Origin of the sequence: Clostridium sp. 1001283B150210_160208_E6, from assembly GCF_015669365.1 — a bacterium.
GTDB lineage: Bacteria > Bacillota > Clostridia > Clostridiales > Clostridiaceae > Clostridium > Clostridium paraputrificum.
This window is the reverse complement of sequence record NZ_JADPAA010000001.1, coordinates 369210-395893: the sequence shown is the minus strand read 5'-3', so window position 1 is coordinate 395893 and position 26684 is coordinate 369210. Positions and strand designations below refer to the sequence as shown.

At 28.9% G+C, this 26684-nt stretch carries 27 protein-coding genes; 23 read left to right on the top strand and 4 right to left on the bottom strand.

Going from position 1 to position 26684, the window contains the following annotated elements; translation table 11 throughout:
* Positions 1-199 precede the first annotated feature (199 nt).
* The 15 genes from I4V16_RS02025 (at position 200) to I4V16_RS01950 (ending at position 11940) form a co-directional block, all read left to right on the top strand.
* Positions 200-589 carry a VOC family protein gene (locus I4V16_RS02025; protein WP_195966461.1) on the top strand — a complete coding sequence of 130 codons (390 nt, stop codon included), beginning with the start codon at positions 200-202 and terminating at the stop codon, positions 587-589.
* A gap of 310 nt (positions 590-899) precedes the next feature.
* Positions 900-3041, top strand: coding sequence for a GGDEF domain-containing protein (locus I4V16_RS02020; protein ID WP_195966460.1), 2142 nt, complete (start codon positions 900-902; stop codon positions 3039-3041).
* Between the two features lie 1144 nt (positions 3042-4185).
* Positions 4186-4425 carry a hypothetical protein gene (locus I4V16_RS02010; protein ID WP_195966459.1) on the top strand — a complete coding sequence of 80 codons (240 nt, stop codon included), beginning with the start codon at positions 4186-4188 and terminating at the stop codon, positions 4423-4425.
* Positions 4426-4611: 186 nt separating this feature from the next.
* On the top strand, positions 4612-5640 hold the full coding sequence (locus I4V16_RS02005; RefSeq protein ID WP_195966458.1) for a hypothetical protein: 1029 nt from the start codon (positions 4612-4614) through the stop codon (positions 5638-5640).
* Between the two features lie 60 nt (positions 5641-5700).
* Positions 5701-5985, top strand: coding sequence for a hypothetical protein (locus tag I4V16_RS02000; protein ID WP_195541957.1), 285 nt, complete (start codon positions 5701-5703; stop codon positions 5983-5985).
* Between the two features lie 199 nt (positions 5986-6184).
* Positions 6185-6721 (top strand): flavin reductase family protein, encoded by a 537-nt coding sequence (locus tag I4V16_RS01995; protein WP_049178215.1) that lies wholly within the window; start codon positions 6185-6187, stop codon positions 6719-6721.
* Between the two features lie 153 nt (positions 6722-6874).
* Positions 6875-7195 carry a (2Fe-2S)-binding protein gene (locus I4V16_RS01990; RefSeq protein ID WP_195966457.1) on the top strand — a complete coding sequence of 107 codons (321 nt, stop codon included), beginning with the start codon at positions 6875-6877 and terminating at the stop codon, positions 7193-7195.
* 186 nt (positions 7196-7381) lie between these two features.
* Positions 7382-8296, top strand: coding sequence for a hypothetical protein (locus tag I4V16_RS01985; RefSeq protein ID WP_195966456.1), 915 nt, complete (start codon positions 7382-7384; stop codon positions 8294-8296).
* 130 nt (positions 8297-8426) lie between these two features.
* Positions 8427-9005, top strand: coding sequence for a helix-turn-helix transcriptional regulator (locus tag I4V16_RS01980; RefSeq protein WP_111937652.1), 579 nt, complete (start codon positions 8427-8429; stop codon positions 9003-9005).
* Between the two features lie 244 nt (positions 9006-9249).
* Positions 9250-9456, top strand: coding sequence for a helix-turn-helix transcriptional regulator (locus I4V16_RS01975; RefSeq protein ID WP_027098027.1), 207 nt, complete (start codon positions 9250-9252; stop codon positions 9454-9456).
* A 1-nt stretch (position 9457) separates the two neighbouring features.
* Entirely contained in the window at positions 9458-9904 is a 447-nt protein-coding gene (locus I4V16_RS01970; protein WP_111937651.1) for a hypothetical protein, read from the top strand.
* 15 nt (positions 9905-9919) lie between these two features.
* Complete coding sequence (locus I4V16_RS01965; protein ID WP_111937650.1) at positions 9920-10126, top strand: hypothetical protein; 207 nt, start codon at positions 9920-9922, stop codon at positions 10124-10126.
* 104 nt (positions 10127-10230) lie between these two features.
* Positions 10231-10596 carry a hypothetical protein gene (locus tag I4V16_RS01960; protein WP_111937649.1) on the top strand — a complete coding sequence of 122 codons (366 nt, stop codon included), beginning with the start codon at positions 10231-10233 and terminating at the stop codon, positions 10594-10596.
* 6 nt (positions 10597-10602) lie between these two features.
* Entirely contained in the window at positions 10603-11007 is a 405-nt protein-coding gene (locus I4V16_RS01955) for an arsenate reductase ArsC (RefSeq protein WP_049178224.1), read from the top strand.
* Between the two features lie 405 nt (positions 11008-11412).
* Complete coding sequence (locus tag I4V16_RS01950; protein WP_111937648.1) at positions 11413-11940, top strand: GNAT family N-acetyltransferase; 528 nt, start codon at positions 11413-11415, stop codon at positions 11938-11940.
* Here the strand turns inward: I4V16_RS01950 and I4V16_RS01945 are convergent.
* Complete coding sequence (locus tag I4V16_RS01945; protein ID WP_099327657.1) at positions 11937-12254, bottom strand: hypothetical protein; 318 nt, start codon at positions 12252-12254, stop codon at positions 11937-11939. The two genes, I4V16_RS01950 and I4V16_RS01945, sit on opposite strands and share 4 nt — an antisense overlap.
* A 76-nt stretch (positions 12255-12330) precedes the next feature.
* A complete protein-coding gene (locus I4V16_RS01940) occupies positions 12331-13317 on the bottom strand; it encodes an AraC family transcriptional regulator (RefSeq protein WP_099327656.1) in 987 nt (328 codons plus the stop codon).
* Between the two features lie 137 nt (positions 13318-13454).
* On the opposite strand from I4V16_RS01940, the gene I4V16_RS01935 reads away from it, so the two are divergent.
* Both I4V16_RS01935 and I4V16_RS01930 read left to right on the top strand, forming a co-directional pair.
* The gene (locus tag I4V16_RS01935) at positions 13455-14747 is read left to right on the top strand and encodes a PTS transporter subunit EIIC (protein ID WP_099327655.1); all 1293 of its coding nucleotides are present in this window, start codon (positions 13455-13457) and stop codon (positions 14745-14747) included.
* Entirely contained in the window at positions 14747-16210 is a 1464-nt protein-coding gene (locus tag I4V16_RS01930; RefSeq protein WP_111937647.1) for a family 1 glycosylhydrolase, read from the top strand. Before I4V16_RS01935 ends, I4V16_RS01930 begins: the two co-directional genes overlap by 1 nt.
* A 269-nt stretch (positions 16211-16479) precedes the next feature.
* Here I4V16_RS01930 and I4V16_RS01925 read toward each other — a convergent pair whose 3' ends face one another.
* Positions 16480-17070 (bottom strand): sigma-70 family RNA polymerase sigma factor, encoded by a 591-nt coding sequence (locus I4V16_RS01925; protein ID WP_195963356.1) that lies wholly within the window; start codon positions 17068-17070, stop codon positions 16480-16482.
* A gap of 171 nt (positions 17071-17241) precedes the next feature.
* Between I4V16_RS01925 and I4V16_RS01920 the strand changes: the two genes are divergently transcribed.
* The 6 genes from I4V16_RS01920 to I4V16_RS01895 all read left to right on the top strand — a co-directional run bounded on the left by I4V16_RS01920 (position 17242) and on the right by I4V16_RS01895 (position 25580).
* Positions 17242-17769 carry a dihydrofolate reductase family protein gene (locus I4V16_RS01920; RefSeq protein ID WP_195963355.1) on the top strand — a complete coding sequence of 176 codons (528 nt, stop codon included), beginning with the start codon at positions 17242-17244 and terminating at the stop codon, positions 17767-17769.
* A gap of 189 nt (positions 17770-17958) precedes the next feature.
* A complete protein-coding gene (locus I4V16_RS01915; RefSeq protein WP_195966455.1) occupies positions 17959-19176 on the top strand; it encodes a BTAD domain-containing putative transcriptional regulator in 1218 nt (405 codons plus the stop codon).
* 307 nt (positions 19177-19483) lie between these two features.
* Complete coding sequence (locus I4V16_RS01910) at positions 19484-22162, top strand: collagen-binding domain-containing protein (protein WP_195966454.1); 2679 nt, start codon at positions 19484-19486, stop codon at positions 22160-22162.
* 22 nt (positions 22163-22184) lie between these two features.
* Positions 22185-23720 (top strand): SpaH/EbpB family LPXTG-anchored major pilin, encoded by a 1536-nt coding sequence (locus tag I4V16_RS01905; RefSeq protein ID WP_195966453.1) that lies wholly within the window; start codon positions 22185-22187, stop codon positions 23718-23720.
* Between the two features lie 77 nt (positions 23721-23797).
* Positions 23798-24649: a class C sortase gene (locus tag I4V16_RS01900; RefSeq protein WP_195966452.1), complete on the top strand. Its 852-nt coding sequence runs from the start codon at positions 23798-23800 to the stop codon at positions 24647-24649.
* Positions 24650-24653: 4 nt separating this feature from the next.
* The gene (locus tag I4V16_RS01895; RefSeq protein ID WP_195966450.1) at positions 24654-25580 is read left to right on the top strand and encodes a Cna B-type domain-containing protein; all 927 of its coding nucleotides are present in this window, start codon (positions 24654-24656) and stop codon (positions 25578-25580) included.
* A gap of 117 nt (positions 25581-25697) precedes the next feature.
* Here the strand turns inward: I4V16_RS01895 and I4V16_RS01890 are convergent, their stop codons facing one another.
* Positions 25698-26555: a MurR/RpiR family transcriptional regulator gene (locus tag I4V16_RS01890; protein ID WP_195966448.1), complete on the bottom strand. Its 858-nt coding sequence runs from the start codon at positions 26553-26555 to the stop codon at positions 25698-25700.
* Positions 26556-26684: the final 129 nt, after the last annotated feature.

The following is a 26684-nucleotide window of genomic DNA, read 5'->3' as shown; positions in this document are numbered from 1 at the left end:
AGTTAGATAAGGATAACAGTTAAATTTTTAGTTTTAGAAAATGTAAGAGAAGCAACATTGATTACTATGGATAGAAAAAGAATTGTTCCATAATATTGTGTATAAATAATTGTTGTATAAAAGCATTTCTGTAAATTTGAATAGGATATATAATTTTGTTAATAATAAACTTTATTAATAAAAAATAGGAAGTGTTTTTATGATCAACATATTAGGTCAAGTTATGGTTTATGTATATAATCAAGATGAAGCAGTAAAGTTTTGGACTGAGAAAGTAGGGTTTACTGTTATATCAGAAGAAGATAATGGTGAAGGGATGAGGTGGATTGAAGTAGCACCTCAAAAGGATTCAGAAACAACTATTGTACTACATAATAAAGAAGTAATTGAAAAAATGACTTCAGCGATTAATTTAGGAACCCCATCATTATTATTTTTTACTGAAGATATAAAAAAGTTATATAAAAAGCTAACTAATAATAATGTAACTGTAGGAGAAATAATAGATATGCCTACAGGTAAAACTTTTAATTTCGCAGATAGTGAAGGAAACTATTTTGCTGTAATTGAAAAAAATAAGATAAAATAAGAACTATGATTTAAAACAAAAGGTTTAATTTATAAATATAAGCCTTTTGTTTTTCTTTTCTTAGATTTAGTATAAAAAGTACTCAAATAATGAAAGAGGCAAATTGTTTTATTATAAGTAGAAATAAATGAATATATAAGGAGAGTTTATAGAGAAAAAATTATTGAAATAAAAAAAACAGTATATTATTATAAAATCTGTGAAAAAAGAAGATATAAGTTTAAACTATATAATTTTATACAATTTTAGAGTACGGTTTATAAGCAGTCTCTTAGTGTTTTAGTATATATAAAGGAAGGGAGAATAAGAAATGATATATAGTATATTGATAACACTAAGAAAAAGTAAAGTTTTTATTGCAATGTTAATAGTCATTATGTGTACAATTATTTATCCAAAGACTGTAAGTGCTGAGGAAAATAAAGTAATTAGAGTAGGATTTCCAAATGTGAGTGGTTTTACGGAAAAAAAAGATGGGGGTTACACAGGATATGCCTATGAATATTTAAGAGAAATATCCATATATACAGGTTGGAAATATGAATTTGTAGAAAAGAACATTGAAGAACTTTTGGAAGATTTACAAAATGGTGAGATTGATATTTTGGCTGGAATGTTAAAAAATGAAGTGACTATGCAGATTTTTGACTTTCCTAAATATGATTCAGGTATGACATATACCACTTTGGCAGTTTTAGGCGATAATAGCTTTGATGAATCAAAATACAATATATTAGATGGAATGAAAGTGGGATATCTTGAAAAAAATGTGAATGGTCTAAATGATTTTAAGAAATTCTGTGAAGAAAATAAGATTAAGGATATTAACCTTATCTCATATTCAGGTGGTAATGAAAGGGAGTTTCTGTTAGAAAAAATGAAGGATGGAGAAGTAGATGCTATTATAGGGGGAGACTTAACTGTAGATAGTAACGAAAATGTTATTGCTAAATTTGGAGGAAATCCATATTACTTTGCTACCACCAAGGGAAATTCAGAAGTTATAGAGGGGTTAAATAGAGCTATTTATAAAATCAAAGACGATAATCCCTATTTTGATCAAATCCTTTATAATAAATACTTTGTGAATAATTATAATAATAATTTAGTAATGACTAAAGATGAGGTAAATTATATAAAAAATATGAATCCAATAAGGGCAGCATATGTTGATGGTTTAATGCCAATTCAATATTATGATGAAAGTACTAATCAACCAAAGGGGATTTTTGTTGATGCTATGAATTTAATATCTGAAAGAACTGGTATGAAATTTGATTATGTTAGAGCTAAAACCTATGATAAAGCCTATGAAATGATGAAAAATGGTGAAATTGATATAATTATAGGGGCGGTAAATGATTATTCAATTGCAGATAAATGTGATTTTATGCTAACAAAAGTATATTTAGATTTTCAGGTATTAAAAGTAGTAAATAATGAAAAAAACAAGAATGAAGATAAAGAGATAATTGCTTTGCCAATAGGTCATGATCCTATTAATTTAACTGATGAATGTGAAATTAAATATTATAGTAATATTGAAGAATGTTTAAGGGCTGTTGATGAAGGTATAGTAACATCAACTTATGGTAATAGTTATTCTATATCTAATTATAGTGCAGTGGGACACTATAACAATATAAAAGTTATTTATACTGGAGAGGAAATTAAAGTATCAGTTGGAATATCAAACAAAATGGATAGTTATGCAAGAGATATTCTTAATAAAGCTGTGTATAGTTTATCCGATAAGGATATAGAAAATATTGCTCAGAAAAATATATTAAATATTAAGCATTCTAGTAGTATAAAAGATTTTTTCTATACTAATTTAGTTTTATGTTTAACTATAATTAGTATAGTCATGATTATAATTTTTATATTAATTTATATAATATTCAAAATGAGGTTGAATAAAATAAAGGAAGATAAGCAAAGATTATTTGAAAAAACACAGATAGATTCATTAACGGGAGTTTACAATAGAGAAGCCTGTGAGAAATTAGTTATGGAATATTTAAAGGAAAAAGATGTCTCATTATATTGCGCGTTTATTATCATAGATATAGACTATTTTAAACAGATAAATGATCGCTTAGGACATAAGATAGGAGATGATTTATTGGTGCATTTTAGCAAAATATTAAAAGAGTCTTTTTCAGATAAGGATATTGTTTCTCGTTTAGGAGGAGATGAATTTATTGTTTTTATAAAAGATATTGAGGAAAATAATATAGGCAATATTGAAGAAACGCTAAAGAAAGTGTGTAAGTTAATGGATAAGGAAATAGAGCATAATGGTATTAATCAAAGGATATCTCTTAGTTTAGGTTGCGTTATGACAAAACTTAATATGAACTTTAATAAATTATATACTATTGCCGATGAAACATTGTATGAAGTAAAGCGTAACGGCAAGAATGGGTATAAACTAAAAAAGCTTAATTAACTTACTAGCCGTGCACTTATATTATATAGGGGTACGGTTTTTTATTTTTTGATGACTAATTGTAAAATGAAATTGAACTAATAAAAAAATCCATAGTGGATTATTCTGTGTTATGATTTAATCGCCAAACCAAAACATACACGGAGGATAATTACTATGGATTACTCAAATATTAATACAGAATCACGTAAAAATAAACACTTAAATTTTTCAGAACATATGACTATAGAGCTTCGCTTAAAAGATGGATTTTCAATATTTTTTATATTGCAATACTAGGATATTATAAAGTAACAATAAAGTAGAAGATGGAAGTGGAATATTATCTAAACACAAAAAAAGATAAGTACCAAGGGGGGAACTTATCTTTTTTTATTTTTGTTTTCTTAAATATGAAAGTTAATATTGAATAATAACTTTTAGGCACAACGTCATTATTCATTTGATATTTTTATTATAAAAAAATGATTTTATGAAAAAAAGGTGCTAAATTTAACAAAAAAAGTGTAAGATTTTAAACTAATATTATAAGAAGATTGACATAAAAAAAAGAGGGTTTTATCATAAAAATATCCATTTATAACATTTAATAGATGTTTTATATTTAGGAGTGATTATTATAAAAAATGTATTAATAAGGGGATAACTTTTTACGAATCTTCACTAAATGTTCGTATATTATGTGGACCAAATGATGATGGTTGGTTTGATCCAATTAGACCAAGATAATTTAGGAGGTATAGATGAAACTTTCGTTTTATTATAAACTTTCAGATTTGGAAAAATATAAGAGGTTAAAAAAATTTTGGCCGGTATATGTTATTGGTATCATAATTTTTTATTGGAAACTTGACTTTTGGTTAGCTTCAATAATATCAGTTATATTAGCTTTGGTAACAATAACAAATATATATTATTTAAATAAAAAAGCTAATTGAAAGGAGTGAGATGAGAAAAAAGATTCCGTTTTTATCAACGGAAATTTACTTGTTATTTCTAGGGGTAATATCGGTAATTGCTTTTGTTATAGGAAATTTAATTTTTGGATTAAAATGTATATCCTTATTTAAATGATCCTTTAAGAACATATATAGAAACTTTCTATAATGAGATAAGTACAACTGGTGATTATGACAGAGCATTTATGAACTTAAAGAATAAAGCAGAAAGTGAAAGATTAAAAGAAGCTCTTTTAATACTTAATGGTAAATTAATTAGAGATAAAGATATAGAACTAGCAATACAGGATTTCAATGATAAATTTGATAATCATTATATAGATTTTTTGTGTGCAATAATCAAGTTAGGAATTGAAAGTGGTTTTATAGTCAATTATTACTTTAACATGAACGTGCCCGGATGGGCTATTTTTTTGCTTAATTAGTGTTGCACTTGATATTGTAATTTATCTTTAAAGAAAATTGAATGTGTAAATAAAGAGTTTTATTGTTGTTTGTATGGAAAAATATTACAATATAAATGTGTTAACTAATATTATTAAGTGCTAGGGTGTGATTATTCTAAATATGGGATTCTAATAATGATGGGTTTATAAAGGGGAAATTTATGGGTGAAAATTATTAAGTATGTAGCAATAATTTTAGGGACGATTCTTTTTTTACTTGGAACAGTTGTTTTTATAGGTTTATCAGGGATCACAGAGACTTTTAATACTGTATCAGCAGTAATTTTAGTTTTAATACCTTTAAGTATTTATTCATTCTATAAGAAAAAGAAGTTAAGGGGATTTTATTTCATTGTATTATCCATTCTTCTAATAGTTGTAATAGATACATATAGTAAGGTAAATATTAGAACCTATGGTGCTGAAAATGCTGTAATGTCAGTAGAAGAAAGGTTAAATATTATAATGGAAGAAGCTGATTTAAGCGATCAGGAGAAAAAAGGAAGACATTATAATAACGAAAAACAATATGAAATTAGTAAATTATCATCTTATGAAATAGTAGAGAAAAAAGTAAATAAAATATATCATTATAACGATACTAAGGAAAATATAAAAACTATGGAACTTATAGAAGAAATCTTAAATGAAAATTCTCATAAGATAGAAAAAATATTTAATTGTAGTACTCCTAGTGAGATCCATATTGTAATTAGATATGATAGTAGCGCAGACAGTGTGGCAGAGGTTAATGGTGCAAATATGCTTGTGGTTACGCCATTTAATGAAAGTTCATATGATAAAGAGTATTGTACAAATGTAATATTACATGAATATGCTCACGTAATTAATATGGAAAAGTTAGCTCAATTTGGTGGACTTGGATTTGGAGATATGCCAGCTTGGTTTGCAGAGGGATTAGGTACTTGGGTAGCTGTAAATATAGGTACTGAGAAAATTGATGAAGAAGGGCTTTATAAAGTTGATTTAACTTCTGAAGAGTATGGTACTACAAAGTTACAGATTAATAATTATTATGGTTCTTGCTATAAAGTAGTGGATGAGATAATAAAAGAAGTTGGGTTAGAAGGTATAGAAAAATGCATTGAAATATGGGCAAGGGAAGATTCAGAGGATGCATTGAAAGTGGTTACTGGTAAAACATTAGAGGATTATTATTATATATTTGATTAATACAATAATTCAGTACATATACATAAAGTTACAAACAAAATGGTGAAAGGGGAAGGTTATGTGGGAGTGATTTTAGATGGAACCAATATTGGTTATTTAGCACTGGCGATAGTTTTTAGTATTATTATTAATTTAAGGATGATAAAAGAAGTAAAAAAGAAAAGTGGGGTAAAAAGCATACTTTTTGGGTTATTCATAACATTAATAGGTATTTTCATAAGTACCATTGTCAAGGATGTAAAAATTGATAATTTCTTTTTGATAATAGCATGCTATTTTGTGCCAACATATTTTCTTGTAAGTGGAGTTATGCTAGCTATAATAGGTTATTTAAAAGAGGAATAGAAAGATTATGAAATTAAATTTAATACAGTGGTATAAGTAATTATATTCAAAAAAACAGCTAGTTAAGGTTATGAAAAATACCTTTAACTAGCTCGTTTTAATTAGTAACTAACAAAAAAGTGCGTACTTTTCATAAAATATATAAAGTATATAATAAATATAGAAATAGTATAATGTTTATTTAAAGGAGAATAATGATATGAAAAAAGAAATAGAAGTATTTGATTATGCTGCTGAAATTATGAAAGCTGTTAAAAAAGGAGTTTTGGTAACCACAAAGGTAGGGGATAAGGTTAATTCTATGACTGTCTCTTGGGGAACTATTGGAATTGAGTGGGGAAAACCTATTTTCACAATTTTTGTAAGAGAGAACCGTTTTACAAAAGATCAACTTGAAAAGAATCCTGAATTCACTGTAAATATTCCAATGGGTGAATTTGATAGAAAAATATTAGGTGTATGTGGAACGAAATCAGGTCGTACAAATGATAAAATTGGTGAACTTAACTTATCCCTTGAAGAGCCTAAAAGCATTTCAGTTCCAGGGATAAAAGAGCTTCCATTAACACTTGAATGCAAGGTTATATACAAACAAAAGCAAGATAAGAATGAGATTACAGAAGAAAATTTAAAAGCCTGTTATCCACAAGATGTAGATGGTTCATTCCATGGAGCAAATAGAGATTTTCATACAGCATACTATGGTGAAATTGTTAGCGCTTATATTATAGAATAGATGAGAAAATAAATAGTAAGGATGATGAAAACAAATAACTACAAATACAGAATGTATTATATATTAGAGAATATATTGAAAAGAAATAAAATTTACCTTATAATGATAAAAAACTTATTAGATAACTATAAAGAAATATACTGGAGGATAAAGATGGCTGGAAATAAAGTAGTATGTCATTGTAAGAACGTAAGCTATATAGATATTAGAAAGGCAATGATTGCAGGTGCACGTACTGTAGAAGAAATAAAAGAGATGACAGGAGCAGGTACTGCTTGTGGTGGTTGCGTTAAAGAAATAGAAAAGATTTTAGCATCTGTTTGTGGCTGTAAAGGAACTTCATTAGAATCAGTAGTAGAAGCAGTGAAAAATGGTGCTGATACAGTTGAAAAGGTTGGAGAAGTTACAGGGGTAGGTACTCAATGTGGAAGATGTAAGGCCTTAGTACAAAACATAATTGAATTAAAAAGATAAAATAATCTATATATATAACTAGAATACCCATAAATAATATTATTTATGGGTATTAATTTTTATAATGATGTTGTAGGAATGGCAAGAACATTTATAATAGTTAGTATTACAGAATATGGTATAATAAAAAGTACAAAACTAACAGTTAAGTAGGAATTTCACTACTAATTTAATTGGAGGAAAGCGATGGATTATTATACAGCTTCAAAAAAGTTTATATTAAAGAATTCAAGACCACTTGATATGGCAAGATGGAACTATTTATTTGAAAATGGAAGTAAGGAAGATGTAATTAGTGTTTTAAAGACATACCAAAATGACGATGGTGGATTTGCCAATGCACTAGAACCTGATTGTTGGAATATTAACTCAACACCATTGCAAACATGGGTAGCAACTCAAATAATTAAAGAAATTAATTTAGATGATAAAAACCATCCAATAATAAAAGGAATTTTAGATTATTTATCTTCTAAGGATGAATTTGATGGACATAGGTGGCATGGCTTAAATACAGTAGTGACAAATGACAATTATCCTCATGCACCTTGGTGGTCTTATAGTCAAAAGCAAGAATTAACATATAATCCTACGGCGAGCTTAATAGGTTTTATATTGAAATATGCAGAAAAAGATACTGATATATATAAATTAGCATGCGAGTTATCAAAAGAAGCTTATAATTATTTTAAAAAGAATTTTCCTCTAGAATCTATGCATGAAAGTGCTTGTTTTGTAGAGTTATACCATTATATAAAAGAGTGCTCTATTTTTAATTTATTGGATATGAAAGAATTTAAAAAATTATTACAAAAACAAATTAAGCAAGTTATAACGTACGACACTAAAATATGGAGCACTGATTATATATGTAAACCATCATTGTTCATAAATAGTAAATCAAGTGAGTTTTATTTAGAAAACAAGGAGATATGTGACTTTGAATACGAATTTATTTTAAAGACTCAAAATGAGGATGGTTCTTGGGGAGTTACATGGGAGTGGAATGATTATCCTGAAGAATGGGCTATAAGTAAAAACTGGTGGCAGTCAGATATTATTATAAAAAATATTAAGTACATTAGAGAGTTTAATTTATAAATTAAGCTATATAAATGAGCATTTTTAGGATGTCAAATACTTTTGACATGAGGAAAATAGCCAATATCAAAGACTTTTGATAGTAAAAATTCATTTCAGGTTATAGACTGATAGTGCAGGAGGGCATTGTATGAAGATTGGAAAACAAATAAAAAAATATAGAACAGAGATGGAGCTTTCACAGGATGAACTAGCTGAAAAGATATTTGTGTCTCGTCAAACTATTTCAAATTGGGAAAACAATAAGAACTACCCTGATGTGAAAAGCTTATTATTGCTAAGCTCTCTTTTTAATGTCTCTCTTGACATATTAATTAAAGGAGACCTTGAAAAAATGAAGGAAAAAATTAAATCAGAAGATATTGAGGAATTTAACCACCTAAGTAAAATCTTTGCTGTGTTGTTATTAGCAACTATTTTATTACCTATTCCACTTAGGTACTTTTTAGGGAAGATTGGAATGGGAATTTGGGGAGTAATTGCAATAGTTGCAATTTGTTATTCCTTGAAGGTTGAAAAATACAAAAAGAAGTTTGATATCCAAACATATAAAGAAATTCTTGCTTTTATAGATGGTAAGAATATGGATGAGCTTCAAAAAAATCAAGAGTATGGGAAACGTCCATATCAGAAAATTTTCTTAGCAGTAGGGGCTGGGATATTGGCAGTAGTAGTAGCAGTAATTATGACTATTATTATAAAACTTTAGAATATATAAACTCTAATTAATATATCCTATTATTCAAAAGTGAATATGGGATATTTTTTTATTCCTTACCTTAAGTAAGAAGGGAATAGATATTTATTTTTATGTGACTTGGAGCTTGCGACGGAACAAGCAAAATAAATATCCGCTACACCTATAAATTAAAATGCAAAGCATACTATACAATTGTGGTAAAATTTGTTATGATTATATTGCAAAGTTTACTTTGCAATATGGAGGTGTTACGTTGAAAACAAGAATTGCTGAATTGCGAAAGAAACATAAAATTTCGCAAGAAGAACTTGCTTTAGCTGTGGGAGTTACAAGGCAAACTATAACCTCTTTAGAGGTTGAAAAGTATACTGCATCCTTGGTTTTAGCTTATAAGATTGCCAAATACTTTGGCACTACCATAGAGGATATATTTGATTTTTCAGAGGTGGAGGAAATATAAAATGGATAAGTTTAAAAAAGACTTGCAAACCAGAATAAGAATGTTAGTTTGTTACAACAGTATACTAATAATTATGGTGTCTTTTGGCCTTTTTCACCCTACTGCTGGACAAAGCGAATTTGCATTAGGATTTATGTCTGGCGTTAATGTGGGGCTATATGTAGCTGTTCAAGCCTTACTAATTTATTTAGTGTTTAAATATCAAGGAGCCCTTAGAAAAGAAGATAAATTGAGGGAACTATATATTTACGAAAATGATGAACGTTGTAAATATATACGTGCTCAAATAGGTGGAGTTGGTATAAATATCATTTTAGGGGGCTTGGCAATAGGAACAATCATATCAGGATTTTATAATGAAATAGTATTTTTTGTTTTACTTTCAACTTTGATGTTCAGTGCATTAGTGAAAGGAATATTAAAGGTGTACTTTAATAGAAAGGTATAAGGAGATGTGTGTCCTATGAAAAGAAAACTACTTGCTTTATCATCACCAGTGGGAATGATAATATTTTTAATCTATGCTATTGGTAAGCGTTTTATTGGTGAGTATCCAGACATTGTAGCTTATCCTATGATGGTTATTAGTGTTGTTCTAATGATGATTGGAATAGCGTATAATGGGTATTGCTTTGGAAAGAAAAAAAGTCCATATGACTTTAAGTCCTAATTAAAAAATGGGAAGGATAGGCTCCAAGGAGGGGTTTATCCTTTTTATTAACACCAATAATATATATGTTATAATGGATTAATAAAAAGTTATAGGAGATACAGATGGATAAATATTCACAAAATGAACTAGATACAACGGTAAGGTTTATATCTTCTACTATAGGTAAGTGCGAGAAGATGCAGTTAAAATTTGCAGAAGGTACATCACAACATTCCCTTTTAAAAAATCGAATAAAGGGATTATATATTTCAAAAGCTTTGATAGAAAATGATATTAATGTTAGTATGTACACCAAAGAAGATTTAGAAAAAGCCTTGCCACCTGTTGTTTCAATTATAAATAAAACAGAAAAGGCTCAAATAAAATATGAAGAAGGAACTGTTCAATTTAGGAGATTTGCTCCTATTATAAGGGCCATGTATATTTCAAAAGATTTTATAGAGAATGAATTAGAGAAAAGAGGGTAAAAAAGCATGAAGAAAAAAGTAGCATTTATATGTGTCCACAATTCTTGTAGATCACAAATGGCAGAGGCCTTAGGTAAAAAGTTTGCAGGAGATGTGTTTTACTCATATTCAGCAGGTACAGAAAAGAAGCCTCAGATTAATCAAGATGCAGTTAGAATAATTAAAGATTTATATGATATTGATATGAATGAAACTCAAAAATCTAAATTATTATCAGATATACCAAGCGTAGATATAGTTATAAAGATGGGCTGTAATGTTGTATGTCCTTATTTACCTGCAAATCATATTGAAGATTGGGGATTGGAAGATCCAACTGGCAAATCAGATGAAGAGTTTATTAAGGTAGCAAGAGTAATTGAAGAAAAGGTTAAGAACCTTGCACTTAGAATTCAAAATGGAGAAGTTTAATAAAAAAGGTGTGGCGGATATTTATTTCCCTTGTTCCGTCGCATAGTCCATAGATATTTATTTTTCGTGTTCCGTCGCAAGCTCCAAGTCACAGAAAAATAAATATCTATTCCCTTCTTACTTAAGGTAAGGAAATTATAAAATTAATATCCTTTATTTTATATTTTTTAATATGAAAATGTAATAATACCTTTGATTTATAGCTAATTGAAATTTTATAATTTACTAGACAGTAAAAAAAGAAAAGATAAGTACCAGGGGGGAACTTATCTTTCTCACAAACAACCAATAATGATTCGGCACAAATCACTATATAATGTAATTATAATCTATGGTTTGTACCAAAAAAAGGTACTAAATTTAATAAAATGGTGTTAGTATTTAAAAACGATTTGGAGGTGAACTATGAAGTTTATTAGATTATTATCTAAAGATGATAAAATGTTTAGTGAAGCTATGAAGTTATATGGAAAAAGCTTTCCTTCTCATGAACAAAGAGAAATTGAATCTCAAAAAGAAATATTAAAGGATGAGGAATATCATTTTGATTTAATTTATGATAATGATAGCTTTGTAGGTATTGTGCTTTATTGGGAAACATCAAATTACATATATATTGAGCATTTTTGCGTAGAGCCTAATATGCGTAATAAAAAGTATGGGGAAAAAGCACTTGAATTACTTAAGGAAAAGAAAAAGACAGTAATCTTAGAAATTGACCCGCCTATAGATGAGATGTCTATTAGAAGAAAGTCATTTTATACAAGGGTTGGATATAAAGAAAACAAATTCAATCATATCCATCCCCCATATAGCCAATTAAATAAAGGTCATTCACTATCAGTTATGTCATATCCTAATCTTTTGACTGAAATTGAATATGATAATTTTAATTCCTATTTAAATGATAGAGTTATGAACATTTCTTATTAAGAAGATATAAATACATTACCTTTACCCACTATTACTATTCTATAATCTGGCTTCAAAGGTAGTAGATTATATTTATCAGAATTCTGGGAAAGATGAATTGATTGTAATAAATTTTGGTTTTCGTCAAAAACCTGAATAAAAGCAGTGTTCTCTTTAGAAACATTTTGAACTATATATTTATTATCAGATGAAAAGTTAAAGTCAGTTGCTTTATAAACACCTTCTTCAAATATGTTTACAGCAGATACTAACTGAGGAGAGACACAAAATAATAGTGATAAAGAAATTAAGGATATACTTATAATTTTTTTCATTAAAACAAAACCACCTTTCGGTATTATTTTATCTAAGTATATATTTAAATATACAAAATTGAAGAGGTGGCATAAGTTAAGAGTAATTATTTCTATATTCTTGTGGAGAAAGATTATATATAGATTGAAATTTCTTATAAAAAAAGCCAAGATTGTCATAACCTATAGTATTTGCAATTTCGTAAATAGGCATATCACTATTAGTTAGATAAAAGCAAGCTTCAGACATTTTTTGCATAATAACCAAATTCTTAAATGAACGTCCAGTATTCTTTTTAATAAAAGAACTTAAATAGTTAGGATGAAATGAAAAATGGGCGGCTGTCTTTTCTAAAGTAATATCATGATAGTTGTTTTCAATATACGAAAGTATTTCAAATAACAAGTTAGTTGATTTAGAACTATCAATATTATATTTTTTATCTTGATATAGACGAAGCATTTCGCAAAAAAGAATAACCATGTAAGAGTCTATAATTTCATTTCTGCAAAGCTGCTTCTCATAATTTTCACATAAAATATTTTGTATTATAGAATGAATATTCGATTCTAAGCAATTATCCAACAAAAGATATTGATCATGAGTGGTATTATCTGATAATGCATTTATAAGAAAATCATTTATAATACTGTTTTTACCAAGACGTGATAAAAAGCTTGTTGAGAAGTATTGCTTTCTCATTACTATACTTATAATAATATCATTTGAATTTAAATATTTAATTTCATGTGGCACGTTAGTATCTAGCAAACAAATACTTCCTTGTTTCATATGTATCTCTTTACCTGAGATTATTTGAGTACATTCACCACTATATACGTATAATAGCTCTATTACAGTATGAATATGTAGTGGAATGTGAGTAAACCTTGATTCTTTATGTATAGATACATTATTATTTTTAAGTAAAGTATCAAATTTAAATAAATATATATCCTTATCATCAATGCGTACTTTAGGTATATTTTTATATCTTTTAGATAATAGAGAATTATTATTTAGATGGTTTAGCTCACTTTCAGTTTCATTAAATAGAAATTCTTCCATTGAAGCTACATTCATAAATTATCACCTCTATTAAAAAATAACATCTTAAGTTTGGTAAGTCAATAAAAGGTATAAGGTAATTGTGTGTAAAGGTTTTAGAGGATATTATAAGAGTACAGAGCGTTCTAGGTTATATAAAGGAGAGAAAGATAATGATGGATAAATTAACTAACTTTTTAGAGAATAAACTAAGTCCTATGTTTGCAAAGTTTGCTGATAATAAATACCTTCAAGCAATATCAGGAAGTTTTTTTAGAACATTACCAGTAATTATTATAGGTTCAGTATTTACATTAATAGCTAACTTTCCAATAAAAGTGTATATTAACTTTTTAAAGTCTGTAGGGATTTATGAAGTTTTAAATAGTGTTGGAAATGCAACTACAAATTCTATATCTTTATTTACAGCATTTTTTGCAGCTTTTTGTTTAGCAGATAAATTTAAGGTGAAAGGAAAGTCTGCATGTGGACTTTTAGGATTGGTTTCATTTTTAATATTAACACCTATGTCTGTAACTGTAGAAGGTGTTGAAAAGCCAATTTCCGCAATATCAACAACATACTTTGGATCTAATTCATTATTTGTTGCGCTTATTGTTGGTTTAGTAATAGGTAGAATATATATTTTTGTAACAGAAAAGGGATGGGAGATAAAGATGCCAGCAGGAGTCCCTCCAATGGTTGCTAATTCCTTTTCTTCTATTATAGCAGGAGTAATAACTATAACTTTCACTGTTGTGGTACATGCAATTTTTGTAGCTACACCATATGGAAATATTCATAGTTTTATTACAGAAATGGTACAAGCTCCTATGCTTAAGTTAGGTAATTCATTCTGGTTTTTTGTTGGATTATATATGTTTATGAACTTATGTTGGTTTTTTGGAATACATGGTGCAGCAGTATATGCAGCTGTTCAACCAATAGTAGTAGGAATTAACCTTCAAAACTTAGAAGCTTTCCAAGTAGGAGCTCAATTGCCTAATATGTATGCTAACTGGGTTCTGTTTTTAAAGATTGGTGGTTTAGGTACAACTGTAGGGTTGTGTATATTTATGGCTTTTAGAGCAAGGTCTAATAGATACAAATCTCTTGGAAGGATGGCTTTAATTCCATCACTATTTAATATTAATGAGCCTCTATGCTTTGGTATGCCATTAATGCTAAATCCAATGATGTTCTTACCACTAGTATTAAATCCATTAGTAACAGGAACTATAGCATATTTTGCAATGAGTAGTGGACTTGTAGGTTATACAACAGGAGCATCATTACCTTGGACAACACCTCCACTTATCAATTCATTCCTACAAGGTGGAGTAGGAGTTATGTTATTACAATTAGTATGTTTACTAGTAGCAACAGCAATGTATATACCATTCTTTAAAGTATTAGATAAAAAGGCAGTAGAAGAAGAATCAAAAATTGAGGCAGGTGTAGAGTAATGTTAAAAGGTTTTAAAGAAGAATTTCTATGGGGAGGAGCTATAGCGGCATCTCAAGCAGAAGGGGCATATAATCAAGGTGGTAAAGGTCTTGATACTCAAGATTTAAGATATTTTGATGCGGCTTGGACAAAGGAAGAAAGAGCAGATAAAAAGAATAAGAGAATTAATAAAGAGAAGTTTGAAAAAGCATTAACGGACAAAGATTCGGTTCATTATCCATTTAGATGGGGAATAGATTTTTATAATACTTATAAGGAAGATGTAAAGCTATTTCATGAGTTAGGTATTAAGATTTTAAGAACATCTATTAGTTGGGCTAGAATTTTCCCAAATGGGGATGATGAATCTCCAAATGAAGAAGGAATACAATTTTATATAAATTTATTTGATGAATGCCATAAGTATGGAATCAAGGTTTTTGCAACAATTTTGCACTATAATATTCCAGTAAATTTAGTGTTAAAATATGGCGGATGGAAAAGTAGAAAAACTGTAGATTTCTACGTGAAGTATGCTAAGACATTATTTGAAAGGTTAGGAAGAAGAGTAGACTATTGGTTACCATTTAATGAATTTAATGCAGGTAAGTTTAATCCTTATAATGGAGTATGTCTAATAGAAGATGAAGAGGAGAATTATGAAAGTGCAATATTCCAATGTTTACATCATCAATTCTTAGCTAATGCATTAACTATAAAAGCAGCTCATGAAATATTACCAGGTTCTATGGTAGGGGGGATGATTGCAAGATTTACAACCTATCCTGCAACTTGTAAACCAGAAGATGTTATGCAAATGATATTAGATGACCAGTATTCTAATTGGTTCTATTTAGATGTAATGGCAAGGGGTAAATATCCTGCTTATATGGATAGATTTTTTAATGAACAAAATATCAATATTCATATGGAAGAGGGAGATGCTGAAATTATTAAAGAAAACACCATTGATTTTGTTTCTTTCTCATACTACTTCTCACAAGTATCCACTGTTGAACAAGGATGGGAAAAAACAAGTGGTAATTTAATTATGGCTAATAAAAATCCATATCTTGAATCTAGTGAGTGGGGATGGCAAAAGGATCCTATTGGATTAAGAATAACATTAAATCAAGTTTATGATAGATATCAATTACCTATTTTTATTGCAGAAAATGGACTTGGTGCTAAAGATGTTCTAGAAGAGGATGGAAGTATTCACGATCCATATAGAATTGATTATTTAAAAGAACATATAGAGCAAATGAAGGAAGCTGTAATAGATGGTGTAGACTTATTAGGATATACAATGTGGGGCTTTATTGATATAGTATCATGTGGCCCTATGGAAGTGTCTAAAAGATATGGAGTAATATACGTAGATCATGATGATGAAGGAAAAGGTACGAAGAAACGTTATAAAAAAGACTCTTTCTATTGGTATAAGAAATGTATTGAATCAAATGGTGAAATATTAGATTAGTAAATTAAATATAATCAGAAGTAAAGAAGGCCAGGAAATTAGTTTTCCTGGTCTTTTATATGTACAAATAAATATTTATATATTGTTTTAAATATATAAATATAAAAATATATAAATACATAAATATATGTTTATAAAAATATGCACTTAAAATTTTGGCTCACAAGGAATTCGTAAAATGAATTTTAAAATAAATTTTGGAGCAGTTTATCAAGGAAATGAAATTGAAATTTAAAATAAAAAAATAAAACCTGGAATAGTTCCAGGTTTTAAACATTATAAGTATTATTTATAAATTCATTAAAAGGAATTTTCATTTTATCTAATGCTGATTTCTTTTTCTTTACAGCAGTAGAGTAGTTAAGATTTTTAAATGCAGCATATTCTCTAACTGTATGTTCCTCAAAGACAACAAGATTAACTAATTCAAGTTCATCTTTGTTTAGCTCCTTAAAAACATGTTTAATAAGCTGAGCATCTATAATGTCTGACTCCTTTTTCTCATATGCACACTCCTCAGGTTTAAGAAGAGATTCTAAGTCTGTAGAAATATCACCAGAGAGCAATCCCTCATGGTCATCCCTTTGAGTAGATTTCCTAAGTATATATTTAAAGTTATTTTTTATAGCATTAATAGAATAAGCAACAAATCTATGTTTGCTTGTATCATATTTAGCTATGCAGTTAAAAAGGATTCTATAGGATTCACTAATAAGATCCTCCCTTTCATATCCAGGAGCAAATACCTTTTTAGTAAGCCCATATATTATTGGTTTGAATTCTTCAACAAGAATTTCTTGTGCTTCAATATCTTTTTCCTTTGCAAGCTTCACCAAAGTTTCAATATACTTATAATCCATAAACATCACCTCTTTTATTATATATGCAATTGTTGCATATATCACATTTTTGGGCATTTTTAACCTCTAGGAAAGTATAAAATTTTAAATTGCTATAAATTAAAGGCATTAATATCTATATATTTTATATCAAGGAGATGATATAGTTAAAATGAAAGTGAGGGTTAATATATGAATGGAAAAATAATATTAAATTTAGCAATTAGTTTAGATGGATATATAGCAGATGAAGATGGTGGATTTGATTGGATAGTTGGAGATGGTAGCCCTACATTGAATACAGAAAACAAAATTGACTTTCCTAAGTTTCTAGAAGGTATTGATGTTGTAGTTATGGGTAGAAATTGCTATGATCAAAATTTTCACAAAGACTATAAGGATAAAGATGTATATATAGCAACATCAGATGATATGGAGGATTATGAAAACTATCATTTTATAAAAGGTGATATCTGCAAACAAATAAGTGATTTAAAGGCAGAAGGGAAGAACATATTTTTATTTGGCGGAGGCAAAATGATTGATCCCTTTATTAAAGCTGATATTATAGATGAATATATTATAGGAATAATACCAACTATTTTAGGAGAAGGAAGAAAGCTATTCCTTGGAAATGGCACTAAAATAGATCTGAAACTTCAGGAGTATTCAGTTGAGGATGGGATTGTAGTGATGAGGTATTCAAAGAGAAATAATTAAGTGAAAACAAAGATTTTAGATTAGGAAGTTAGAAAACTAACTTCCTTTTTACTTTGTATGAAATAATTTGTAAAATAATTTGGGATTTAATAGGGTATTTGGGAGGAATATGAAGGTATATATAGAATTTTAATAATATGAATAAGGTATAAAAAGGCAAGTATTAGCTTATGGGGAGAGTAGGCCATTATGAAAAAGAAAGAGCGTGAATTATATCTTAAACTGAATGTAAGAATGTTTGGGGAGTTTCGAATATCAAATGAAGATGGCATGTTAAATACAGAGAGTATTCGTTCAGAGATGCTGACAAGATTACTCACTTATATGTTATGTCATAGAAACAAAAGATTAACAGCTCAGGAACTTATAGACGTGCTATGGTCAGAAAATGAAAGTGAAAATCCAATTGGAGCCTTAAAAAATTTAATGTATAGACTTAGAAATTGCTTAAAAAAAGTATGGGGTGATTATGAGTTTATATTAACAGGAAAGGGTACATATAAGTGGAACCCAGAAATTGTTTTGAATGTTGATACAGAAAAATTTGAATATTGTTGTAAGAATATGATTAATGCTGAAAGTGTGGAAGAACAACTGTGGATGGGAAAAAAAGCAATTGAATTATACCAAGGGGTATTTCTTCCTAAATTGTCAGAGGAATATTGGGTAATATCCATGTCTACATACTATCATTCTATGTATTTGGATATAGTAAAAAAATTAGTAAGACTTATGGAAAAAGAAAAGAGATATTCAGAAGTAGAAGAGGTATGTCAAAAAGCTTTTAAGACAGAGCCATTAGATGAAGAAATTCATTGTTTTATGCTGAGAGCATTGATTGCAAATAATAAACAGAAACTGGCTTTAGAACACTATAAACAGACGGAAAGATATTTATATGATGTAATAGGAGTACGGCCGTCAAAAGAAATGCAGGAGATTTATGAAAAACTGCAACAGATACAGCATGACCATGAAAGTAATATAGATGTTATTCAAGAAGAATTGAAAGAACAAAAACTTCCCTCTGGAGCTTTTTTGTGTGAATATGGAGTGTTTAGGAAAATATATATATTGGAATCACGTAGTGGTAAAAGGATGGGGATTTCTGTTCATTTGGTATTGATTAGTTTACAGCCTAATTTTCAAATATCAAAAGAAGATGGGAGCTATCTTAATGTTATAAGAGAAGAGATGGAGGTTTTAAAAACAACTCTGCTTAATTGTATGAGGTCTAGTGATGTTATTTGCAAATATAGTGTGAATCAGTTTTTAGTAATGCTTCCAGCTTGTAAATATGAAGATGCAAAGATGGTTATTGAACGGTTAAAGGATCAGTTTTACAAAATGGAAAAAACAGATAAAGTGATATTACAATATAGTATTTGTGAAATTGATGATATATAAACTAATAATATTATTATTTAGAACTGGAAATATGCCAGTTCTTTTTTTAATGTATAGAAAAATATAAAATCAAGGATAGTAATTTTATAATTTCCTTACCTTTAGTAAGAAGGGAATAGATATTTATTTTTCTGTGACTTGGAGCTTGCGACAGAACAAGCAAAATAAATATCCACTCCACCTTTTTTGTGACCGTTATGTGACTTTTAGTTAATATATTATAACTATAAAAGTTAAAAATGTAATTGTTTGTTATAATTTGATAAATAATGAGTAAATTAAAAAAATGATTGGAGGAAGAAGAGCCATGAAAAGTAATAAGATGAAGAGAATATTAGTAGCCATACTTTGCATGGTAGTGGTATTATCCAGTAATATTTCGGTGTTAGTAGAAGGAAAAAGTATTTCAACGGTTGAAATAAGCGCTGGTGAAAATGGGGATAACAACCCTCACAATCAGTTAGGCAATGATTTGAAAGAAACAACAAACAAAGTAGTAGAAAAAGCTTATAACTATGATGGAGAAGAACCAGATTTATCATTAGGTGTTTATCCAGAGCGTTATAAAATTTGGAGAGATGAAACTAACAGAGAACACTCAAATGAGGGGGAGCAAAATAGATATACCTTTGGTGATTTTGGAGAAAGCTACGATATATTTAATATCTTAGCTAGGTACAATGCTTTTACCTTTGATTCATATGAAGGTACACACATTGTTGGACCAGTTGCAGCTGAGGGGAATGTTAAGGTTTCTATAGGTGGCACTACAACAAATGTAGAGTATCCACATACAGTTCCTTCTTATATTGGCGGAAATGCTGAGAATAGTAATACAATCATTACAACTTCTAATATGCCAATATTCATTAATGGAAATATAGAAGCAAACAAGAGATATTGGACAATGCAAGAATCTAACACTTCACTTTATTACAATTATTATTATACAAATGATAATTACAAATACATTGATATGGAAGTGGCAAAAGAAAAAATTATTCAGCAAATGCAAGACTTAAAAGATTTTCAAGGAATTGATGTAACAGGGCATTATATGAAGAAAATTACAATTACTGATAAAGATATAGAAGAAATGAAAAACTTACCTCCAGGTGAAATTATTGAAAAAGAAGGATATACCTTAGAAAATTGTGGATCAGGAAGTTATAATTACGGAATTCGATTGAAACTTGGATATAACTTTGAAATTTCTTCAGTTAAAGATATTGATTATATTATTTATGATTATGAAAGCTTACATGAAGTAGGTAATATGACAACATTTATAAATATCTTAGATTCTGGAGAATTTAATATGCCAGCTATATTTAAATCAGTTTCTGATAAATTAGGAGATAAATTAGCTATTATTGGATCTGGAAATATAAAAGATGCGTATCACTTTGATTCTATTGAGGTTGAAGAGGCCTTTAATATTGTTGGGTTTTTCCCTAATGCAACTAAAATTACAGTAGGGGGAAGTATGAACAAATATGTTGGACATCTAGTAGCACCAAAAGCTCATGTTGAAATAAATAGTGGTGACTATAATGGTACTATGATTGCCAATAGTATTAAATCAAGTGCAGAAGGACATATGTGGCCATTTAATGTTAAGTCTTTATTGGGATTTAGAAAAACAGTAAATGGATCAATACCAAATGAGAATGAAGTGTTTAAATTTAAAATAGAAAATATTTCAAAGCCTGAAACTGCAGAGAATATTCCAATTCAGTATGCTGAAAATACTATAAATGGATTAGTTACATTTGATCTTTCAGGTTTAACAAAGCGAGGGGAGTATATTTTCAAGATTTCAGAAGAATATACCAACACTCAGTACATTAAAAATGATAATGTGTATTATGCTAAATTTAATGTTTTACCATCAACAAGTACAGTAGGTGGTGTTAATATGTCAGCAAAGCTTGAAGGTTTTTATGAAGATGAGAAATGTACAATAAAGCATGATATGAATGGTAGTAATGTATTGTATAACAACTTTAGAGACCTTAAGATTCAAAAGAAGTGGATTGACACAGAAGGAAATGAGTTGGACAAGCAATATTGGAAGCCAGTATCAGTTGAAATTCATAGAAAAACAACTAAAGATGAAGATTTTCAGCCAACTGAAGGTACTGTTGTAGATAATGTGGACATAAATGAATTAAAAAATAATACCTTGGTAGAAACTGTTACATTAAGCCAGGAGAATGACTGGAAGCAAACCTTAATAGGAGAACAGTATTTTTCATCAAAAATCCTAGAGGAAGATGGAAAGATAGTAAAATATGATTTTAGCTATTATGCAAAAGAGGTAGATGTACCAAGCAATGCTACTGTAAGTTATGAAAATAATGATGGAATTATTATTGGGAGCATTATAGTTAAAAATCAAGTGGACTCGGTAGATTTGACTATACAGAAAAAGAGTAGCACAGGTAATAATGATTATCTATCTGGTGCAGAATTTAAACTTTATAAATCAAGTGATTTAAATACACCATTAAAATTTACATTAAATAATAGTTATTATGTATTTGATGAAAATGGAGATAAGGAAACATTATTAACAGATGGTTCAGAAACAGGTAAAGACAGTGTTGGATTGTTAAAAGTAAAAGAGTTACCTTTTGGTGATTATGTTATACAAGAAACAAAACATCCTGAGGGATTTGTAGTTGATAGTCAGTTTATATTTATTCATGTTGATAGTAAGGGAAGTTATTATCAATTAATGGGAGATGAAAAAGTTCCTAATGATAGCATGGAGAAAGTAAACATTAATCATACATCCACTGAATCTAGTATTAAATTAGAATTTGCCGTTGAAAATACACCAAACATTGAGGTTCCAGAAACAGGTGGTACACCTAATGATATATATAAGAAAATTGGGTTATTGCTTACTTGTTTGGGAGCTATAATGCTTACAGTATATGAGGTAAAGTTCAATAAAAATAGAAAAAAGATAGGGTTCTAAGTAAGAAAGGGAGGAAAATAAAATGAAATTATTAAAAAAGGTAAGTGTACTAGTAGTAGCTGTGGCTATGATGTTAAACATAGTTTCACCAACATTAACATTTGCAGGTACAGTTGAAAAGGGCTCTTTACAGATTAATAGAGAAGGAGCTACTTATAATCTATACAAAGTTTTAAATTCTGAAACAGAAGTAATAGGAGATAAAGAGATTCCTATTTTTTCAGTAAATTCTAGTTTTACAAGTTTCTTTAATGGAGATAGTGAATATACATTTGAAAGTGATAAGGGGATTTTGAAAAATGGAGTACTAGTTGTATCTTCTGACAAATTGCTTGGAACTGATAGCACAGAAGATTATAAACAAAGTCCAGAAATGCAAGATCTTACAAAAGCACTTGCTAATTTTATTTTAGCAAAGAGTATAGCTCCTACAGTATTAAAAGGTAATGAAAAATTAGTGTTAAATCAAGGATATTACTTGGTGTTAGAAGATCATACAACAATTACTTCTAATGGAAATTCAGGTCGTGTGCCTTCACAGGCAATGCTAATTAATATCACTAAAGGTGAAGATGTAAGTATTTTCCCTAAGGACTCTGAATTTACAATTGATAAGGTAGTTGAAGATGGAAATGATAATGTAGCACAAATTGGTACTGAAAAGAACTATAAAATAACATCTACTATACCTACTTATCCATCTAATTATACAGATATCATTTATACTATAACTGATAAAATGTCAAAAGGTTTAACATTAAATGAAGCTTCAATTAATGTTATGATTGGAAATACTGCTGTTATAGTAGATGGTGCAGTGAAGGAAGAATATACTTCATATTTTAAGACATTTGACATTATAGTGAATCAAGATGGTACTACTACAACTACATTTGATTTTAATTATGATGCATTAAAAGCAGCTGCATTAGTTGGACAACCTGTTACAATTACTTATACAGCTAAAATTAATGAAAATGCTTTAGTTCATGATCCAAATACTAATGAAGCTGAGTTGGAATACTCTACATCTCCAGATGGAAATACCACAGGTGGTATTATTACAGATGAAACAGAAACTTATACTTATGGCCTTGATTTACTTAAGCTAGATGGTAGTAATAAAACAACTGTATTAGCTGGTGCTAAATTTGAAATAAGAGATAATGTAGGTAATGTAGTTGGAACTGTAACAACTGGTGAAGATGGTAAGGCATCATTCCAAGGTTTAGGGGAAGGTACTTACACAATTACTGAAATAGAAGCACCTAACAGTGAATATGCCTTATTAGATGGGGAAATTACTATTAAAATTACTGCTGACCCAAACAACAAAGCAAATTGTACAGTAGAGCTTAAAGATGGTAAGGTTGAAATAATTGATAATGTAGCAGTAGAAAATGGAACAATTTCATTTGATGTATATAACTACAAAGGTATTAACTTACCAGAAACTGGTGGAATGGGTACAACAATCTTTATGGTTGGTGGAGCTTCACTAATTGTATTGGCAGGTGTAATGTTAATAGTTTACTCAAAGAAAAGTAAAAAAGCATAGAATAAAATTGTAAATATGTATAAGAGCCGATGAGGAATCATCGGCTTATATGGTAGTTTTTATGGGAGTGTGCTAGTATGAAAAGACGTTTAATCATGGGATTTATTATTTTGATTATGGTTCTTGGGATAGGCTTAATGGCTTATCCAAGCTTGGCCAATTTTATTAACAATCAATTTTCTATATCTACAATAGGTGATTATAACACCAAGGTAGAAAAATATAATAAAGAGGAAATTGATAAAATAATGAAAAATGCTTATGATTATAACAATTCATTACCTGGTGCATTCCCTGCAGACCCCTTTAGTGGAAAAAATATTTCTAAAAAATCCATGAGTGATTTCAAGGATTTCTTCATGGTACAAGAAGGGGCAATGATTGGATATATTGAGATTCCTAGTGTGGATATTTACCTTCCAATTTACTATGGAACAAGTGATGCAGTGTTAAAGAAGGGTGTTGGATTGATTAAAAATTCATCCTTGCCTGTTGCAGGTGAAAGCTCACATGCTTTGCTTTCTGCACACACTGGATTACCTTCTCAAGAATTATTTACTGGAATAGAAGAGCTAAAAGATGGAGATGTTTTTTTTATTCATACTATGGATCAGGTTTTTGCCTATAGAATAAATCAAAGGAAGGTAGTTTTGCCAGAAGAAACTAGTGATTTAATGATTGAAGAGGGAAAAACATATATAACATTGATAACATGTACACCATATGGCATTAATACTCATAGATTACTTGTCCGTGGAGAATATGATCCTAATTTTGATTTTTCATCTGAGGAATATACATTTTCATATCAAAAACATAAAAATGACTGGTTATGGATGATCCTTGTCATTGGATTTGTTGTTATTGGCATTGCTGGATTCATCATCTTAAAGAAGAAGAAAAAAGAAAGCAAAAAGGAGGAAAACTAATAAAATGAAGAAACAAAATAGTATATATATAAAGTTAATAGTTGCTGCATTTATGTTCCTTACTATATTTGCATTGCCAGTTCAAGCTGCCAAGAATGGTTCAATTACAATTATAGATAAGACTTATGAAGGAAAGCTACTAGAAAATATTAATGTTAAGCTTTATAAAGTTGCAGATTTTACTGATAATTCAAGAAGTGAAATTGTCATGAAAGATGCATTTAAAGATTTTGAATTAGACATTGATAAATTAGTTTCCTCTGATGCCTTAGAAGAGAGTGCTCGTCTTTGTGAGAGTTTTATTAGAGAGCATTCTATTAAGCCTTTAGCTACCACTATAACAGATAAGAATGGAAATGCTGTATTTTCAAATATAAGTGATGGTATTTATTTAGTTATGCAAAGCCAAGTGAATTATGATGAATATACAGTAACTTCTGTACCATTTTATGTGCAGGTTCCCTTTGTAGATAAAGATGGAAATGTAAATTATCAAGTTACAACATATCCAAAAAATGAAGTTGTATACCCTGAGGACATGGATGAATTATCTGTTATAAAGATATGGAAAGATAATAATAACAAAGACAAAATGCGTCCAGATTATATTGAAGTAGGCTTATATGGAAATGGACAGCTGAAGGAAACAGTGGTGTTAAATAATCTTAATAACTGGTCATATACTTGGAGTGATTTATCAAAAGATGTAGTTTGGAATGTAGAGGAGATTAAGGTTCCAGATAATTATCGTATGACAAGTGAAAGAAATCAAAATCAGATTACAATTACCAATGAGTTGGATAGTGATGGTGATAGCTATGAAATTGCAGAGACAGGGGATAAAATGAGGGGTGGATTTTATGTTATGTTATTTGCAGTTTCTGGGGTGTTGCTTCTGATTTATGTAAAGTGTCGTAGAAAAAGGGATTAAAAATAAGGGGTAAATAAATATAGTTTAGATTAGGAAGTTAGGAAACTAACTTCCTTTTTATTTATATCCAAGAATTAATATACACTAATTTTTGAAAGTAGGTGTTCTTTTGAAGAATTAAAAGTCAATTAAATATCTATCAATTGATTGGTGAGTGTTGATAATGGTATCACTATTTAACTTACGTTGTCTTAGAGTCTTATCATCCCTTAATAATAATCCATAAATCAAATCAATTGTGAATAATAACATCAAGCTATTAGATAATGCAAGTGAGTTATTGGCTATAATCTTATCAGGAGTAATTAACTTAACATCAACTATGTCATTAAACTTAGGTGAGTCAGTACTTGTTATTGAGATTATTTTAGCCTCACGATCCCTAGCCGTAATTAAAGCTGGATAAATATCATTACAAAGTAATGTTGGAACAATTACAATTAATAAGTCCTTAGAGGAAAGATTAGAAGTACATAAATGAATATCTAATTTGTCTATATGAGTTTTTACTTTTAGTCCTATTAAGGATAGTTTAAAGGCTAATTCATTTGCAATAAAGGAGGTATTTATTAATGAAATTACATGAATTGTTTCAGCCTTTTTTATTAATTCTACACTATTATTTAATGATTCCTCGCTTAACATAGCAGAAGTGTTTTTTATAAGTTGCGTATAATCAAGAGACATAGATTCAATAATGCTAGAGTCTGCATTTGAAGAATTCTCCTTTTCCATATTGCTATAATAACTATTTTGAGCTAATGCTATTTTAAAGTTATTAAAGCCTTTATAACCAACCTTTTTACAAAAACGATTAATACTAGCCTCTGAAGTACCTATCTTTTTTGCTAAATTAGTTATTGTATTTGTTATTACAAAATCTGGATTATTAATTACAAATTGACTAATTTCGTTTTCGCTTACTGTGAAGCTGGATTGTAGTGATATTATTTTAGAAATAACAACTGATGCCATGTTATGCCTCCTATATTTACCTATAATCTTCTACATATATAATATCAAAGTTTTTAAATATAAACAATATATGCAAATATCAATAATATATATATATATTGAAAAAAATTTTCGCATTACATCAAGGAA